The sequence below is a fragment of the Neisseria sp. P0004.S004 genome (assembly GCF_051963335.1).
Classification (GTDB): domain Bacteria; phylum Pseudomonadota; class Gammaproteobacteria; order Burkholderiales; family Neisseriaceae; genus Neisseria.
The window spans coordinates 42,848-60,079 of the sequence record NZ_JBQCUK010000012.1 but is presented as its reverse complement, the minus strand read 5'-3'; the positions used below and the strand labels follow the sequence as shown (position 1 = coordinate 60,079).

The 17,232-nt window shown below is 51.0% G+C and carries 14 protein-coding genes; 7 read left to right on the top strand and 7 right to left on the bottom strand.

What is annotated here, in order from left to right:
• Positions 1-107 precede the first annotated feature (107 nt).
• Both ACTHRY_RS10160 and ACTHRY_RS10155 read left to right on the top strand, forming a co-directional pair.
• Positions 108-1,373, top strand: a complete 1,266-nt coding sequence (locus tag ACTHRY_RS10160; protein WP_440374226.1) for a DUF4178 domain-containing protein — start codon at positions 108-110, stop codon at positions 1,371-1,373.
• A 67-nt stretch (positions 1,374-1,440) separates the two neighbouring features.
• Positions 1,441-3,045 carry an NAD(P)-binding protein gene (locus ACTHRY_RS10155; protein ID WP_049322094.1) on the top strand — a complete coding sequence of 535 codons (1,605 nt, stop codon included), beginning with the start codon at positions 1,441-1,443 and terminating at the stop codon, positions 3,043-3,045.
• Positions 3,046-3,111: 66 nt separating this feature from the next.
• Here the strand turns inward: ACTHRY_RS10155 and ACTHRY_RS10150 are convergent, their stop codons facing one another.
• Both ACTHRY_RS10150 and edd read right to left on the bottom strand, forming a co-directional pair.
• Positions 3,112-3,750: a bifunctional 4-hydroxy-2-oxoglutarate aldolase/2-dehydro-3-deoxy-phosphogluconate aldolase gene (locus tag ACTHRY_RS10150; RefSeq protein ID WP_049322095.1), complete on the bottom strand. Its 639-nt coding sequence runs from the start codon at positions 3,748-3,750 to the stop codon at positions 3,112-3,114.
• Positions 3,751-3,945: 195 nt separating this feature from the next.
• A complete protein-coding gene (gene edd, locus ACTHRY_RS10145) occupies positions 3,946-5,781 on the bottom strand; it encodes a phosphogluconate dehydratase (protein WP_440374225.1) in 1,836 nt (611 codons plus the stop codon).
• A 481-nt stretch (positions 5,782-6,262) separates the two neighbouring features.
• Between edd and zwf the strand changes: the two genes are divergently transcribed.
• The 5 genes from zwf to pgi all read left to right on the top strand — a co-directional run bounded on the left by zwf (position 6,263) and on the right by pgi (position 12,139).
• Positions 6,263-7,708 (top strand): glucose-6-phosphate dehydrogenase, encoded by a 1,446-nt coding sequence (zwf, locus tag ACTHRY_RS10140; RefSeq protein WP_049322097.1) that lies wholly within the window; start codon positions 6,263-6,265, stop codon positions 7,706-7,708.
• Positions 7,709-7,771: 63 nt separating this feature from the next.
• Positions 7,772-8,467: a 6-phosphogluconolactonase gene (pgl, locus tag ACTHRY_RS10135; protein WP_049359662.1), complete on the top strand. Its 696-nt coding sequence runs from the start codon at positions 7,772-7,774 to the stop codon at positions 8,465-8,467.
• Complete coding sequence (locus tag ACTHRY_RS10130; protein ID WP_049359664.1) at positions 8,448-9,428, top strand: glucokinase; 981 nt, start codon at positions 8,448-8,450, stop codon at positions 9,426-9,428. The genes pgl and ACTHRY_RS10130 overlap by 20 nt, the downstream gene beginning before the upstream one ends.
• Positions 9,429-9,503: 75 nt before the next feature.
• Positions 9,504-10,352, top strand: a complete 849-nt coding sequence (gene hexR / locus ACTHRY_RS10125; protein ID WP_003745745.1) for a DNA-binding transcriptional regulator HexR — start codon at positions 9,504-9,506, stop codon at positions 10,350-10,352.
• Between the two features lie 143 nt (positions 10,353-10,495).
• Complete coding sequence (gene pgi / locus ACTHRY_RS10120; RefSeq protein ID WP_003745746.1) at positions 10,496-12,139, top strand: glucose-6-phosphate isomerase; 1,644 nt, start codon at positions 10,496-10,498, stop codon at positions 12,137-12,139.
• Between the two features lie 52 nt (positions 12,140-12,191).
• Here the strand turns inward: pgi and ACTHRY_RS10115 are convergent, their stop codons facing one another.
• The 5 genes from ACTHRY_RS10115 to ACTHRY_RS10095 form a co-directional block, all read right to left on the bottom strand.
• Positions 12,192-13,289, bottom strand: a complete 1,098-nt coding sequence (locus ACTHRY_RS10115; RefSeq protein WP_440374224.1) for an NnrS family protein — start codon at positions 13,287-13,289, stop codon at positions 12,192-12,194.
• Between the two features lie 295 nt (positions 13,290-13,584).
• Complete coding sequence (locus ACTHRY_RS10110) at positions 13,585-14,199, bottom strand: CadD family cadmium resistance transporter (RefSeq protein ID WP_004519352.1); 615 nt, start codon at positions 14,197-14,199, stop codon at positions 13,585-13,587.
• Between the two features lie 309 nt (positions 14,200-14,508).
• A complete protein-coding gene (locus ACTHRY_RS10105) occupies positions 14,509-15,201 on the bottom strand; it encodes an ATP-binding cassette domain-containing protein (RefSeq protein ID WP_193388252.1) in 693 nt (230 codons plus the stop codon).
• Positions 15,201-15,998 carry an ABC transporter permease subunit gene (locus ACTHRY_RS10100; protein WP_049322102.1) on the bottom strand — a complete coding sequence of 266 codons (798 nt, stop codon included), beginning with the start codon at positions 15,996-15,998 and terminating at the stop codon, positions 15,201-15,203. Before ACTHRY_RS10100 ends, ACTHRY_RS10105 begins: the two co-directional genes overlap by 1 nt.
• A 212-nt stretch (positions 15,999-16,210) precedes the next feature.
• Complete coding sequence (locus ACTHRY_RS10095) at positions 16,211-17,188, bottom strand: ABC transporter substrate-binding protein (RefSeq protein WP_049322103.1); 978 nt, start codon at positions 17,186-17,188, stop codon at positions 16,211-16,213.
• Positions 17,189-17,232: the final 44 nt, after the last annotated feature.

Below are 17,232 nucleotides of genomic sequence, written 5' to 3'. Positions count from 1 at the left end.
TCGGCACACCGTCCCGGCAACTAAAAATTCTGCGGGATTGGTGTGGAATTTAGGGCTAATCTACGTCAGCCCCAAATTTTAAGTCGGTGAAAGCCGGATCCAGTTCGTTGATCTTTAATGGCCAAACCTTTATTGCGTCAGACGTCCGCACCATACATTACCGTAATACCGATGCGCAAGGCGAGTTGCCGTTTAACCTATCTGGGAATCAAGCGACAGGCGAGGTTTGCGACTGGCGACGCGGCAATTTGTTTTTGACCTTGGATTATTCGACTTTTCCAATGGACTCCTACTTCGGACGCATAGTCAGTTTGGACAGTTTGAAGCTGGAAAATAAGCGTAGTGATGATGAAATCCGTGAAAGTGCAGGCCGTCTGAAAGGAGAGATTCTTTCTGAAAACTGTCCTCATTGCGGCGCTCCTGTCCATTGGCCAAGTGGTGTTACTTCTTTCCTTTTGTGTCAGTCTTGCGGCAGCAGTTTGAACACGACAAAAGATACTGTTGCGTTGATGAAGGCAAATGCCCAAAGGAAAGAACAAGAAAACCTGTTTACGCTTTCCATTGGTACGAAAGGCCGTCTGAACGATACAGAATATCTGATTATCGGGGCTGTAAGATTTGCCGAAATATCGTCCTATAACCAAAATCAGTCCGAATACTGGACGGAATATCTGCTTTATAACACTCAACAAGGGTTTGCCTGGTTGATTGAGTCTGGAAAACGCTGGCGGCTGTCAGAAACCTTACACACATGGCCGGACTTTGATTCAAGTGGCAATCCTGCCGGTGAAATGTTAATTGATCATTACCGCGGGCGGGTCGAGGCAGCGGCTGGTGCTTTTTATTGGAAAGTCAAACAAGGCGATTTGCTTCATTATAAGGAATATAGCGGCAAGAAAAGTTATGGCCGGAATGTCATTCTGTGTTCCGAGCAGAGCAAGGATGAAATTGTCTGGAGTAAAAGCAGTCCTGTGTCTTACCGTCAAATGAGAAAGGCATTCGGCCTGTCTTTTGATACTAAGGAGATGCTCTCTTACTGGCTGAAGGGCGACAATAGAAATGTTGGGAGTAGAGATAATGTAGCCCGTATCATTGCTATGCTGATTCTTATCATCGTCAACCTTCCGGCCTGGCTGTCGCCGCACCTACGTAGTCCTGTCGGCATAGTGGTCAGTCTGTGTGCGTTGGTATGGATATGGATTTCTGACAGATATAAAAACGATCGTGATTACGAAGAAGAACGGGTGGGGACGATTATTTTCTTTGCTTTCATCATTTTCCTTACCGTCTTGTTCAACTATGTCAAAACGGAAGACAGCGACTCATCGCATTTCGGCAGCTCCTATCATGGTTATTCGGCAGGGCATAAATAACGTGAGATCTGTTTAGCTTCATTGTACCGTTTTACTTTTATTTTTTCAGACGACCTTTTTATAAAACATGCTAACCCGCCGTCAATTCCTCAGTTACACCGCCGCGCTTGCCGCCGCGTCCTCGTTCTCTTGGCTGACTTATAACCGCCTCAACCGCAAACCACCGGTTTCTATTAACCGTGTCGGCTTGCCGTTGGGGCATTTGTTGCGCGACGGGAAATTGCTCAGTTCGCCGACCCGTCGTTATGAATGCAATACGCTGATACTTGGCGGCGGTGCGGCTGGTTTGGGGGCGTTGTGGTATTTGGCGAAGCATAATCACAGCGATGTATTGTTGGCAGAAGGATTTGAGCGCAATGGCAACAATGCCGCCTATACGTCTTCAGACGGCATGAAAGCGCCGAGCGGTGCGCATTATTTGGCTTTGCCGTCGAAAGAAAGCGTGTATGTGCGCGAGATGTTGGCAGATTTCGGTATCTTGCAGTCGGACGGGAGCTTTAGGGAAACAGATTTGGTCTATGCGCCCGAGTCGCGCCTCTTATATCAGGATAAATGGGTGGAACATTTATTGCCGAAAGAAGAGGCGGATTCCAAAAGGTTTTTTGATTTAATCGGCCGTCTGAAACAGGCTTACGGCAATGATGGTAAGAAAATTTTTGCCATTCCGATTGCGTTGTCATCGGTAGATGAAACATGGCGCAAACTTGATAGCTTGACGTTCAAACAATGGCTTGAGCAAGAGGGATACCACTCACCCGAGCTTTTGTGGTATCTCGATTATTGTTGCCGCGACGATTACGGACAAGGCATCGGGCAAGTATCCGCCTTTGCCGGACTGCATTATTTTGCCGCCCGCAACAGCGCGGAAACCGTCCTCACTTGGCCCGAAGGTTTGGCACATCTTTCCGAAAACTTGCGCCGTTATGCCGGTTTGCAGGAAGGCTGGCAATGGCCGTCTGAAAACCGCATCCGCCTCGACAAACCCGCTTCCGTCAACGCTTCCGCCGTCAAAATCAAACCGCTTTCAGACGGCCGGATTGAAGTGTGGCTGCGTGATAATGCAAAAGGGGAAACCGTTGCCGTCACTGCGCAACACCTTATCTCCGCCATGCCGCTGATGGTTGCCGCCCGCATTATTGAATCTCCCGAACAATTTGGTCTGGATATTCCCGAATACGCGCCATGGCTGATTTCCAATTTTGAACTGCACAGTTTCCCGAAAGAAAAAAACAACAGCGAACTTGCGTGGGACAATGTGGTTTACGGCAGCCAAGGGCTGGGCTATGTTGTTGCGACCAACCAGCTTATCCGGGTTGCCCGTCCCGAACGCACGATTTTTACCGCCTACGCCGCGATCAACCACGATGCGCCGCAAGCCGTCCGCCGCAAATTGCTTGAAGCAAGCGACGAAGAGCTGCTCCGGCTTGCCGCCCAAGATCTGCTTACCGTTTACGGCGAAGGCTTTTGGCGGCATGTTTCCCATGTTGACATTACCGTCCGCGGGCATGGCATGAGCGTGCCGAAACCCGGCTATTTAAGCGATGAGGCTTTATTAAAAATCAGAAATCGAAATACTGGATTATTGTTTGCACACAGTGACTTAAGCGGCTATTCGGTATTTGAAGAGGCTTTGTATTGGGGTGTGGAAGCGGCACGGAAAGTGTTGGCTTAATTGATATAAAAAGGCCGTCTGAAATCATATTCAGACGGCCTTTTCTCTTTTAACTTAATAACCCGATTAGGCTTTTGGTTTTAAAGCAGCAGCTTCGCGAGCCAGACGGGTAATGGTATCCCAGTCTTTGTTTTTGATGGCTTCTTTTGGAGTCAGCCATGAGCCGCCGACGCACAAGACATTAGGCAGCGCCAAGTACTCGGGTGCAGTTGCCAGGCTGATGCCGCCGGTCGGGCAGAAGCGCACGTCGGCGTAAGGGCCGTACAGGGCTTTGAGCATGGCTTTGCCGCCAACGACTTCGGCAGGGAAGAGTTTGAGGGTGTCGATGCTGTGTTCCAAAGCCAGTTGGACTTCGCCCGGAGTGGCAACGCCGGGAATCAGGGGGATGCCGCTGTTGTGGCTGGCTTTGGCGAGGGATTCATGCAAACCCGGGCTGATGGCAAAAACCGCGCCTGCGTCTTCGACGGCTTTGAGCTGTTCGGGATTGGTTACCGTACCTGCGCCGACGATGGCATTGGGCACTTCTTTGGCAATCAGGCGGATGGCGTCGAGGCCGACGGGGGTGCGCAGGGTGATTTCGAGGGTAGGGATGCCGCCTTCGACAAGGGCGTGGGATAAATCGACGGCGGTGCTTAAGTCGTCAATCGCCATCACAGGCACAACTGCGCCGGCGGTCAGGATTTCGCGTGGGGTCAGTTTGGACATTTCAGTTCTCCAAGTGGGATAGGGGCATTTTTGTTGAGGTCAAACGGGAAGGGGCTAGGTTTTCAGACGGCCTTTTTGAAAAATGGGAGACGTTGCTTATTCGCGGGCAAAGCTCACGCTGCGTTTGATCCGTTTAAACAGCTTTAATAATTTTTCAGACGACCTTCTGTTTTAAAAGGCCGTCTGAAACGGACATCAGGCAAATTCGCCGCCGAAGCTCATGGCACCAGTTTCTGCGCTGCTGGTCATGCTACGGAAGTTGGCGAAGAGTTCGCGGCCGCAGCCTTGTTGGTTTGCGCTCAAGTCGATGTGTTCGACTTCGCGGGCGTTCCATTCGGCTTCATCAATCAGGACGTTGAGTTCGCCGGTAACGGAGTCGAAGCGGATCAGGTCGCCGGTACGGATTTTGGCGATGTTACCACCCATCAGGGCTTCGGGCGTCATGTGGATGGACGCGGGCACTTTGCCGGACGCGCCGGACATACGGCCGTCAGTCAGCAGCGCCACTTTGAAGCCGCGGTCTTGCAGGATGCCCAAAGGCGGGGTCAGTTTGTGCAATTCGGGCATACCGTTGGCGCGCGGGCCTTGGTAGCGGACAACACACACAAAATCGCGTTCCAACTCGCCGCGTTCAAATGCCGCCAATACTTCGCGTTGGTCGTTGAACACGATGGCAGGCGCTTCGATGATGCGGCAGCCTTCGCGTACGGCGGACACTTTAATCACGCCGCGACCGATGTTGCCTTTCATCAGGCGCAGACCGCCGTCCGGGGAGAACGGGTTGTCGGCTTTGCGCAGGATGTCGTCGTTGCCGCTGGTTTCAGGGGCTTCGCGCCATTCGAGTTTGCCGTCGATGAGGAAAGGCTCTTTGGTGTAGTGGCGCATACCATGTCCGACAACGGTATCAACATCGTCGTGCAACAAGCCTGCATCCAGCAATTCGCGGATAACGAAAGGCAGGCCACCTGCTGCGGTAAAGTGGTTCACGTCGGCTTTGCCGTTGGGGTACACGCGGATCAGCAATGGGATGATGGAAGAAATTTCGTCAAAGTCGTCCCAGTTCAAAATTACGCCTGCGGCACGCGCCATGGCGACGAGGTGCATGGTGTGGTTGGTCGAGCCGCCGGTCGCCATCAGGCCGATCAGGGCGTTGATGAAGGATTTTTCGGTCAACATTTCGCCCAATGGTTTGATGGTACCGTTTTTAATGCCGCGCGCGAGGTGTCCGGCAGCGTAGCGGGTCAGGGCTTCGCGCAGGTTGGTGTAAGGGTGGACGAAGGCGGCGGCAGGCAGGTGTACGCCCATCATTTCCATCATCATTTGGTTGGAGTTGGCGGTGCCGTAGAAGGTACAAGTACCCGGGCTGTGGTAAGAACCCATTTCGCTTTCAAGCAGGGCATCACGGCCGACTTTGCCTTCGGCAAAAAGTTGGCGGGTACGGGCTTTTTCTTTATTGCCGATACCGCTGGACATCGGGCCTGCAGGGACGAAGATGCCTGGGATATGGCCAAACGACAACGCACCAATCATCAAACCCGGTACGATTTTGTCACATACGCCCATAAACAGGCCGCCGTCAAACATTTGGTGCGACAGACCGATGGCGGTACTCATGGCAATCACGTCGCGGGAAAACAGCGACAATTCCATGCCTGCGTAGCCTTGCGTGATGCCGTCGCACATGGCGGGCGTGCCGCCGGCGACTTGGGCGGTCGCGCCGTTTTTTTGTGCTTCGTCTTTAATTTGGTCGGGGAAGTCTTTAAACGGCTGGTGTGCGGAAACCATGTCGTTATAGGTAGTGATGATGCCTAAGTTGGGGACGGTTTCCTGAAGCATTTCGATTTTGATGCTCTTAGGCATGGAGGCGTAGCCGTGTGCCAAGTTGCTGCAGCCGAGCTGGTTGCGCTCTAAGCGTCCCATCTGTTTGGCGCTGCGGATTTTCGCCAGATACTTTTCACGCGTCGGGCGGCTGCGCTCGATGATGCGCTCGGTAATTTCGGCGAGTTTCGGGTGAATAGGAGTGGGGTTCATGTGCGGTCTCCTGGCTAAACGATATGATAGGGATTTTGTTTGCGCGTTTCTGATTTTTGTATTGGGTATGTTTCAGACGGCCTTGAGCTGTGGGAATGAATAATAAGGGCCGTCTGAATATTTGAAGATTTCTCTTCGAAGCGTTCGCATATTATAGTACAAAATCTGTAATTTTGTTACAAAATAATTTGCTAAATGTAAGAAATTTGATTTAAATCGAGGTATGGTCAATTCGTAAAACGATGGGCTGTAAAAGTCATCAAACTTTTATGTTAAATCAAACAATTTGTAAAAATGAGAATAGACAAAATGTGTAGCCATGTGTAGTATTACTACTCATTAGCCCGCTTGTTTGAAATTTTGGTGCAGGCGATTGGTTTTTTACTGCTTATTGCTTAAAGGCTTTTGATTCTAATCGATTTTTATAGATGACGACAGTCCAAAAGTTTTGAAGCAAGCTTCCTCAACGAGAGATGAAACAATGAGTACACAGACAAATTTTGATTTGGTGTTGTTTGGCGCGACCGGCGATTTGGCAATGCGTAAACTTTTGCCTTGCCTGTATCAGGCGCATGTAGCCGGTTTGCTTCATCCCGAAGGTCGTATTTTGGGCGTAAGCCGCAGCGAATTGGATACCGCCGGCTTTTTGGCCAAAGTGGAAACGAATTCTAAAATCCATGTCAAACAAAACTTCTCAGAAGAAGCGTGGGCATCGTTTATCCAACGTCTCGAATATTTGAAAGTCGATGTGACAAAGAAAGACGACTTCATTGCTTTGGGCGACTTGGTAAAAGCGCGCAAGAATACTGAAAATGTCGTGATCTACCTCTCAACTGCGCCGAAATTCTTTGCGCAAGCCTGTGAAAACCTTGCCGAAATCGGTTTGAATGCCGATAACGTGCGCGTGGTTTTGGAAAAACCGCTGGGTACAGACCTGGCCTCTTCCCAACAAATCAATACAGATGTGGCCCGTTATTTCAAAGAAGAACAAATCTACCGCATCGACCATTATTTGGGCAAAGAAAGCCTGCAAAACCTGCTGGCCCTGCGTTTTGCCAATGTGATGTTCGAGCCTTTGTGGAACAACAAATACATTGAAAGCGTACAGCTGACCATTGCCGAGCAGTTGGGCGTGGAAGAGCGCGGCGAGTTCTACGACATTACCGGCGCATTGCGCGATATGGTGCAAAACCACTTGATGCAAATGCTGTGCATGACTGCGATGGAAGCGCCCGCCAGCTTGGATGCCGATGCCGTGCGCGATGAAAAAGTGAAAGTCATCAAGGCTTTGAAACCGCTGACCATCGAATCCGTCAATGAAAATGTTATTCGTGGCCAATATGTTGCGTCAAACGGCATGAACGGCTATCTGGAAGAAGTCGATGTACCGAAAGACAGTTTCACTGAAACCTATGTCGCCATCAAAGCCGAAATCGAAAACGAACGTTGGAAAGGCGTACCTTTCTACCTGCGTACCGGCAAACGCATGGCAGGCAAAGTAGCGGAAATCGTGTTGAACTTCCGTCCGTTGCAAAACCATATTTTTGACAACAGCCAAGCCGCGCCGAATCGTTTGGTTATTGAACTACAACCGACCGAATCCGTCCGCCTTTACACGCAAGTGAAAACCCCGGGTGCAGGCAATAAAGTGGAAGTAACATCTTTGGGCGTGGATTTGGGCAAAGCCATAGAAGGCCGTCGCGCCGAGGCTTATGAGCGTCTGCTGCTGGATGTGATTAACGGCAAACTTGCTTTGTTCAACCGCCGCGACGAACTCGAAGCCGCTTGGGAATATGTGATGCCGATTTTGGAAAACTGGGCGAACAATACAACGCCTCCGCATGCTTACGAAGCCCATTCTTGGGGTCCTGAAGCCGCGCGCGCGCTGTTGGCGCGCGACGGCAACAAGTGGCACGAAGAGCAATAATATTTCTTTCAGACGGCCTTGTTTTCCAACAAAAGGCCGTCTGAAACCATGAAAGGACGAAACATGTTTGTTTGGCACGAACAAGAAAACGCTGCAACTGCCGCGCAAGCTTTGGCCGATGCCGTTGCCGCCGCATTGCAAACCGCATTGAATGAGAAAGGCCATGCGGTTTTAGCCGTTTCCGGCGGTCGTTCGCCGATTGCGTTTTTCGAGGCTTTGTCGCAAAAAGATTTAAATTGGCAAAACATCAGCATTACTTTGGTGGACGAGCGTATTGTCCCGACCACGCATGCCGACAGCAATACGGGCCTGGTGCGCGAATATTTGCTCAAAAATAACGCGGCCGTTGCCACATGGATTCCGGTTGTTGAAGACGGAAAATCTGAAACTGAATTACAACCTGAAGTTGTCGTTGCTTACGCATTGAAACATTACAAGCAACCTGACGTGCTGGTGTTGGGCATGGGTTCAGACGGGCATACGGCGTCGTTGTTCCCTCAAGCGCCTCAATTACAGGCTGCAATCAATGAAGCCGAGGACCCGACATTGATTCATACCACGCCGGTTACCGCGCCGCATGAGCGCGTAAGCATGACTTTGGGTGCGATTGCCAAAACGCCGAATGTGTTTTTGGCCATTCAAGGCGCAGAGAAAAAAGCAGTATTTGATAAAGCTGCAGCAAGGGCCGATACCGAATATCCGACCAGCCTGATTCTCAATCATCAAGGAATTAACTGCCATGTCTACTATGCACACTGAAGCTTATCCCCGCCTGGTCGCCGACATCGGCGGTACGAATGCCCGTTTTGCGCTTGAAACTGCCCCGCAAGTGATTGAGAAGGCTGAAGTTTTACCATGCAAAGATTACGATACCGTCGTTGATGCCGCCAAAACTTATTTGGAACGCGCAGGCAGTCCGAAAGTTTTGCACGCCGCCTTTGCGATTGCCAATCCGATTTTGGGCGACTGGGTGCAAATGACCAACCACCATTGGGCGTTTTCCATCGAGACCACCCGTCAGGCTTTGGGTTTGGAAACCTTGATTCTGTTGAACGACTTTACCGCCCAAGCTTTGGCAGTGACCAAAACCGAAAAGAATGACTTGGTACAAATCGGCGGGCAAAAGCCCATCGAATTTGCGCCTAAAGCCGTCATCGGCCCGGGTACAGGTTTGGGTGTCAGCGGTTTGGTGCACAGCGCCGCAGGCTGGGTGGCTTTGTCAGGCGAGGGCGGCCATACCAGCTTTCCGCCGTTTGACGATATGGAAGTGTTGATTTGGCAATACGCTAAAAACAAATACGGCCATGTTTCCGCCGAGCGTTTCTTGAGCGGCGCAGGTTTGAGCCTGATTTATGAGGCATTGGCCAAACGCGACAACATCAAGCAATACCGTCTGAAGCCGTCTGAAATTACCGATAAGGCATTGAGTGGGACTTCTCCGCTTTGCCGTCAGACTTTGGATATTTTCTGCGCCATGCTGGGTACGGTTGCTTCCAATTTGGCTTTGTCTTTGGGTGCGCGCGGAGGCGTGTATTTGTGCGGCGGCATTATCCCGCGCGTGTTGGATTACTTTAAAACGTCCCCATTCCGCAGCCGCTTTGAAAATAAAGGCCGCTTTGAGGCTTATCTTGCCGCTATTCCCGTGTATGTCGTATTGAGCGAGTTTCCGGGCATCGTCGGCGCAGCGGCGGCATTAGACAATCATTTAAATAACGTTTAAACACACAAACGGCGGTGCAGGGCAGGGGTGGAGAACCCGTTATCCTGAACGTCAAAAAATCAAAGGGTAGAGTATATGTTAAGCAAAATCAGCGAATCATTGTCCAACCTCTCCGGCGCAGAACGCAAAGTTGCCGAATCTGCGCTGGCCGAGCCGAAATGGTTCGTTCATGCCGCTGTGGCGGAAATCGCCGAGCGTGCGTCCGTCAGTCAGCCGACAGTAATCCGTTTCTGCCGCAGCCTGGGTTACAAAGGCTTGCCTGAGTTCAAACTTGCTTTGTCTGCCAGCATCGGCCACGAAGGCATGCCTTACGTGCATGAAGAATTAAACGCCGATGACAACATGGGCAGCGTGGTCGAAAAAGTATTGGGCAATGCCGCAGCCTCCCTCTTGGGCGAGCGCCGCTTCCTGAAAGAATCCGAGCTGGAAAACGCGATTGCCATTCTGATGCACGCACGACGCGTTGAGTTTTATGGCGTCGGCAACTCCGGCATCGTAGCCCAAGACGCACAACACAAATTTTTCCGCTTCGGCATGTCCACTGTTGCTTATGTCGATACGCATACCCAGCTGATGGCGGCTTCCGTATTGACCGAGCAGGATGTGCTGGTGGCGATTTCCAATACCGGCTCGTCTATCGAATTGCTGGACGCGGCCAGTATCGCCAAAGAAAACGGCGCATCCGTTATCGCGCTGACCCGCAATGATTCGCCGTTGGCCCAAATGGCCGACTGCGTATTGAGTATTGCCACTCAGGAAAATGCCGAGCTTTATACGCCTATGGTGTCCCGTCTTCTGCAATTGGCCGTTATCGACATTCTTGCCATCGGCTTGGCCTTACGTTTGGGTGATACCGCCAGCACGCAACTGCAAAAAAGTAAAAAAAGCATACACAACAAACACATCGAATACGATAAAGATTGATTCTTCACTGACATTTTCAGACGGCCTCGCCTCATATCCAGGCCGTCTGAAACCTCAAAAAACGGAAACCATCCCGTTCCCGTTTCAGACGACCTCACGGCCGTTTTCTCAACAAAACTGTCCACTATCCAGGAGAGCATCCGATGAAACACCTTCACGATTTACCGGCTTGGTCAAAATTATGGATACATTTTGACGAAACCAAAGAACAACACATGCGCGAAATGTTCGATCAAGATCCCGAACGTGCCGAGCGTTACTGGCTGCAGGTTGGCGGCCTGACGCTGGATTATTCCAAAAACCGCATTAACGACGAAACCATGGCACTGTTGTTCGAGCTGGCGCGTGAAGCAGGCGTGCCGGAGCGGATGCAGCAAATGTTCCACGGTGAAAAAATCAATACGACGGAAAACCGCGCCGTTCTCCACGTCGCCCTGCGTAACCGCACCAACGCCCCCATCGTCGTAGACGGCGAAGATGTGATGCCTAAAGTCAACCATGTCCTGCAACGCATGGGCGAATTTGCACACGAAGTCCGCAGCGGCAGCTGGTTGGGCTATACCAACCAAGTCATCACCGACGTCGTCAACATCGGTATCGGCGGCTCCGACCTCGGTCCGCTGATGATGTGTACCGCGCTCAAACAATTCGGCCATCCGCGTTTGAACATGCACTTCGTCTCCAACGTGGACGGCTCCCAACTGCGCGACGTATTGTCCAAAGTTCACCCTGAAACCACCCTCTTCATCATCGCCTCCAAAACCTTCACCACCCAAGAAACCCTGACCAACGCCCTGACCGCGCGTAAATGGTTCTTGGATCATGCAGGCGATGAAAGCGCCGTAGCCAAACACTTCGTTGCCGTATCGACCAACCAAAAAGCCGTTGCCGAATTCGGTATCGATACTGCCAATATGTTTGAATTTTGGGACTGGGTCGGCGGACGATACAGCCTCTGGTCAGCCATCGGCCTGCCGATTATGCTGTATCTCGGCGAAGAGAACTTCATCGAAATGCTCAACGGCGCGCACCTGATGGACCAACACTTCATCAATACGCCGCTAGAGCGCAACATGCCCGTCATCCTCGCCCTTATCGGCATCTGGTACATCAACTACTACGGCGGCGGCAGCCACGTCATCGCCCCTTACGACCAACACCTCCATCGCCTGCCCAAATTCATCCAGCAGCTCGACATGGAGAGCAACGGCAAACAAGTTACCCTTGACGGCAAACCGGTCGGCTACGAAACTTCCCCGATTATTTGGGGCGAAACCGGTATCAACGGCCAGCACGCATTCTTCCAACTGCTGCACCAAGGTACACACATCACGCCGATTGACCTGATTGCCTCGCTTGAAAAACGCAGCAATTTGCAAGGCCATCACGAAATCCTGTTGGCCAACGTTTTTGCCCAAGCCGAAGCCTTTATGCGTGGCAAAACCCCAGACGAAGTCCGCGCCGAACTTAAAGCCCAAGGTATGGAAGCAGAGCGCATCGAAGAGCTGGTTCCGCACAAAACCTTCTCAGGTAACCGCCCGACCAACCTCATCCTCATGGACAAAATCAACCCGCGCAATATGGGCAGCCTGATTGCCATGTACGAACACAAAACCTTCGTTCAAGGCATTATTTGGGGCATCAACAGCTTTGACCAATGGGGCGTAGAACTCGGCAAACAATTGGCCAAAACCATTCTTGCCGAATTGAACGGCGAGACTGAAGTGCAAAAACACGACAGCTCGACTACACGCCTGATTAATCTTTATTTGAACGCCAACAAATAAAGCATTTAGTTAAATGCCAAGGCCGTCTGAAACTTTCAGACGGCCTTTTGTTTTATTCCGGATCATCCGTAAACGCATTATCCCGAAATATCGGTACAAACGTGAAAAGATAGAGTACGAATACGGCGGCGGTCAGAATCTCGGGGACAGTGATGAAGAATATCGGATTCACGTTCATTAAAACAGCGCGCGAGACGGCTACGGCGAAGAGGATGGGAACGGCGATGCGGCAGAGTTTGGGATAGTCGAGTTTGGTAAAACCGCTGTGCCACAGTCCGGCAGTCAGCCACACCATCATCACGCCGCCCATCATGCCGCCGAGTGTAATCAGGTGCAGGGGCGCGGAGGCGGGCAGGTTTTGCAGTCTCGCCACGCCTGTCCACAGATAACCTGCGGCGGCAAAGAGTTGGAGCAGGTAATAAGTGCGGACGTAGTGTTTGCGCAGGAGTTCGTGATGGTGCAGTTCGCGCAGCTTGGCGAGCAGGATGAAACCGACGGCGAATGCGGTAAAACCGGCGGTCTGCGTGGGCAGCCAAAGTTCAGCGGCGGTGTGCAGCAGCAGGAAGGTGATGGCGATGTTTTTATAGACGACGTTGGGGATGAATACGGGGTCTTTCAGACGGCATTCTTTAAGGGCTTCCGCGCCCAAAAGGACACTGACGCGGACGGATACAAACATGACCGCCGCCATGTTCAAATGCACTTGCGCGCGCAACAGGTTCAAATCGCCGCTGACGGCATAGGCCGTCTGAAAAACGGTGAACGCGGCAAGTAACATCAACAGGGCAAAGTTGTCGGTGTTGCGGTCGAGCCAAATCAGCCAGGTGCAGAACAGCAGCAACACCAGCCAATAAGCAGCGACGAAAAACGAAGCGGTTTGCGGCGAAAACGGCAGCAGGACGGATGCGGCAAGCAACAGCGCCGCCAAGACGGTGGCAACGGGTTTCAGACGACCTTTATAACCCGTCCATTCGAGCATGGCGGCAGTCAGAAAACCGCCGTATGCCGCAGGCAGCATGAGTTCTAAGAAGATTTGGCGGTGCAAGACGATGGCACCGGTGCTGATGAGAAACACCAACACGCCGAGTATGGCAAGTACCGCCGCGCCGACAAAAAACGGCCGCATGGGGTGGGTGAAAAATTTATTCATGACTTGGCTTGATTCTGCATGAAGATGCTTTCGGATATGGATTTATTGGGCGGACAGGGCCGTATCTTTTGCCAAAGAGGCAAGCCTGCGGCTTGCTTACCCTCTCCCTAGCCCTCTCCCACGGGGAGAGGGGATTAGGCTGTCGAGCCCGAGCATTTTCAGGTTTACCTGCCATCTGATTTTCAATCCTGCGCTCTCTGATTTTCAGCAACCTGTTCCCCTCGCCCCGTGGGAGAGGGTTAGGGAGAGGGTAACGAACCGCAAGGTTTGTCAGATACTCAAATGCCCGTATCATTCATATTATTGATATTATTGTTTGAATTGTATTATTTTCAATAATAATAAATAATCCTAAACCAATATAAATAACAGCCATTATCCAACGACTAAACTTCTCTACAATTTCACCAATACCTGAAATATTAGCCAATCTTTGTGCTGTATATACTAAAACAAAAATCAATATTAAAAATACAAGAAGAGTAACTAATAAGTCGACAAGATCTAAAGTCACAAAGTAAGGAACAAAAAGTCCAATATTATCTGCACCACAACTAGCAACTGTAACCAAAGCAACAATACCGACTAATTTTGACAACCCTTTTTCATCCAATTCTTTTTTAGCTCTTTTTTCGCCCTCACAATCGTCGTAAATAGCAACTTTAATACCTAAGTAAATCGGTATTAAACCTAATAAACCCAACACCCATTTTTCCGGAACATAATGCAAAACAAAAGCTAGAAATAAACTAACTAATATTAAAATTACAGAACCTAAATATTGTCCGATATAAATATCTCGATATTCTTTTCTAGTATTTGCTCTAGCAAAAAATATTAATAGTATTACCAACAAATCTACTGCTGTAGCAATATATAAAACAGCAGCAGTAATCACAGTCGAAAACATAAAGCACCTCATAATGAATCCCCTGCCCCCTTGGCACCACGGCTTTTTCAAAAACCGAATCGCGTTCGGATAACAGATTCGTATCTTTCGCTAAAGAGGCAAGCCTGCGGCTTGCTTACCCTCTCCCTAGCCATCTCCCACGGGGAGAGGGAATTGGGCTGTCGAGCCTGAACATTTTCAGGTTTACCTGACATCTGATTCCCAATTCTACGGCTCTCTGATTTTGAGAAACCTGATCCCCTTTCCCCGTGGGAGAGGGTTAGGGAGAGGGCAACGAACCGCAAGGTTTGTCAGAAATTTAAATTCCTATCACTCATAATAATGAATCCCCTGAAACTCTCTTGCCACCACGGCTTCTTCAAAAGCCGAATCGCGTTCGGACAGCGGCGTAGGCAGGGTAATCACGTTTTGCACGTTCATGCCCTTAGTGGAAAGCAGCATGATTTCATGGCTCAGGCGTGCGGCTTCGAAGCGGTCGTGCGTTACCAGCATACACGCCATGCCCTGCCGCTCGATTTTTTCCACCAGCATGGCGACCAAAATATCGCGCAAATCGCGGTCCAAACCGACGAACGGCTCGTCCAGCAAGGCAAGGTCGCAGCCGCACAGCAGCAGGCGCAAAAATGCTACCCGTTTCGCCATGCCGCCGGACAATTCGGTCGGATATTTGTTCAAATCGCCCGCAGTCAGCCCGACTTTCGCCGCCAGCGCGATGATTTCGCCTTCATCGGGTTTGTCCATAAAAATAGCGATATTCTGCATCGCGGTCAAGTTTCCCGGCAGGCGGTTTTCCTGAAACAGAAAACCCGTTTTGCGGAAAGTATTGCGTATCGTGCCCGATTTCGGCGTGTCCAAGCCCGCAATCAGCCGCAAAACCGTCGTCTTGCCGCATCCGCTCGGCCCGAACAAGGCTTTTACTTCTCCATGTTGCAAGTTTAAACTGAAATCGCGCACGATGGGGTCGCGGAGAATTTCAAAACGCACGTTTTCAAGACAGAGCATCATCTCCTCCACGGCATAAACAAAATTTCCAAAGGCTTGGTAATCAAGTATTCAAACAGCGACACAAACACGATAACCAACACCACATAAGCCATCACCGTCGAAGTCTCCAGCATCGCCCTCGCGTCCGCAATCCGCGCGCCCACGCCTTCGCTCGCGCCCAAGAGTTCCGCCATAATCACCACCTTCACCCCCATCGCCACCGCCACGCCGACACTGGAAATCACATAACCCGTCAGATGCGGGATATACAGATAACGGATTTTTTTCAGACGGCCTAATTTATAAGCGTCAAACAACTCCTCATGCTGCTTGTTCACGCTCGCCATTCCGACAGCCGCACTCGCAAACGTCAGCGGCGCAACCAACACAATGATAGTAAACAACACGCTCGGATTGCCAAATCCGAACCAAAACAACGCCATCACTACCCAAATAATCGGCGGCATCGCCAACAAAATCGTAATCACAGGCTTGAGCAACGCCATCGCCGTTTTAAAACTGCCCGCCACCAGCCCCGCAGCCAATCCCGCCACCAGCGCAACCGAAATGCCCACCACCGACCGCCACAGCGAAATCCCGATTTCGTTTTCCTGAAAATGTTTCAATAAATCAAACGACTTTTGAAACACCTCCACCGGCGCGGGCAGCATAAACTCGCCGAACACGGCGCTGCCCCACGCCCACAACGCCACCACCACCATCGCCACGCTCAGACCGGCAAAGCCGCTCCAAAGGTAGTCGATGATGTAAAACAGCGCAGGCTGCGGTTTGCGGATTTTGTCAGTTTTAATCATGGTTTGGGTGTTGGTTTGTCGTTATGTTTTGGCAAGGATAGGCCGTCTGAAAAAAGTAGGTCGGATACTCGTATCCGACAGCCCCCATTTAGCCGAAATGTCGGATTCAAGAATCCGACCTACGCTGCTGATAGTGTCCTAACAGGCCGTCTGAAAAATGATAAGTCAAATTTCAATGGCTTTCACTATTTTCAGACGGCCTCTCTCCTCTTTTAAGCTAAGAAGAACCCGTTATCCGGCAGCTTGCCGCCCAAGAGTTTCGGGTTGAACTGCATCAGGATTTCGTAAAACTTCAAAATCTCGTTCTTCACTTCGCTGCCTTTGGTTACCGTCAGCCGTGCGCCGTCCAAGCCCATGACTAGGGCAGGTTCGGGGGCGGGTAGGTAGTTTTTGCCGATTTTCGCGGCGCTTTGGCGGTTGGCGAGTATCCAGTTGAGCGCGTTTTTCAAATCCTGATGGAAGAGGTCGAACTGTGCCTTGTGTGCGTGGAAATATTCTTCGTTGGCGATGATGCCTGCCATCGGAATCAGCGGTTTGGTGTCAAACGCCTGTCCCCATGCTTTCACCAAGTCAAATCCGCGCACGACGTTTACGCCCATGGTTTTTCCTTTAAGTAGGCTGGCGGTTGCCATCGGTTCAGGCAGGATGGCGGCGTGGTAGTCCTTGCTCAAAAACAGTCCGACTGCTTCGGGCGGCGTGGCGGTGTAAGTGATGCCGACTTTGTGCGCATCGATTTTCAGTTTTTTCAACAAGGCTTGCAGCACGATGTCGGGCATATCGTTTTTAAACGGCACGAGGATTTTTTTGCCGACCAAATCCTGCGGCGAGGTAATCGCGCTGCCTTTGCACATCAGCTGTGTGATGCCGTTGGTCAAAATATTGACCATGCCGACTTTTTGTCCTTGGCTACGCAGGTTTACGCCGACATTGCTCGGACTCATCATAACTTTAAATTGTCCGCTTGCTACGCCTGCACGCAGTTGGTCGGGCGAACGCCAGATTTTCAGCGATACATCCGCCTGCTTCGCCAGCTTGCCTTGCAACGCCGCTACGGCAATGGTAACGCTGGGCATTGCCGGTGCGCCGTATACGGTAAATTGTTCTTTACCAGCAGCAAGCAGAGAAGGCGAAATGCCTGCGGCTGCCAGCGCGGCAGTCATTTTTAAGAAATCGCGTCTTTTCATATCCATTTTTTTATCTCCTAATTCTTAATAAGCCAGTGTAGGCATTCTTT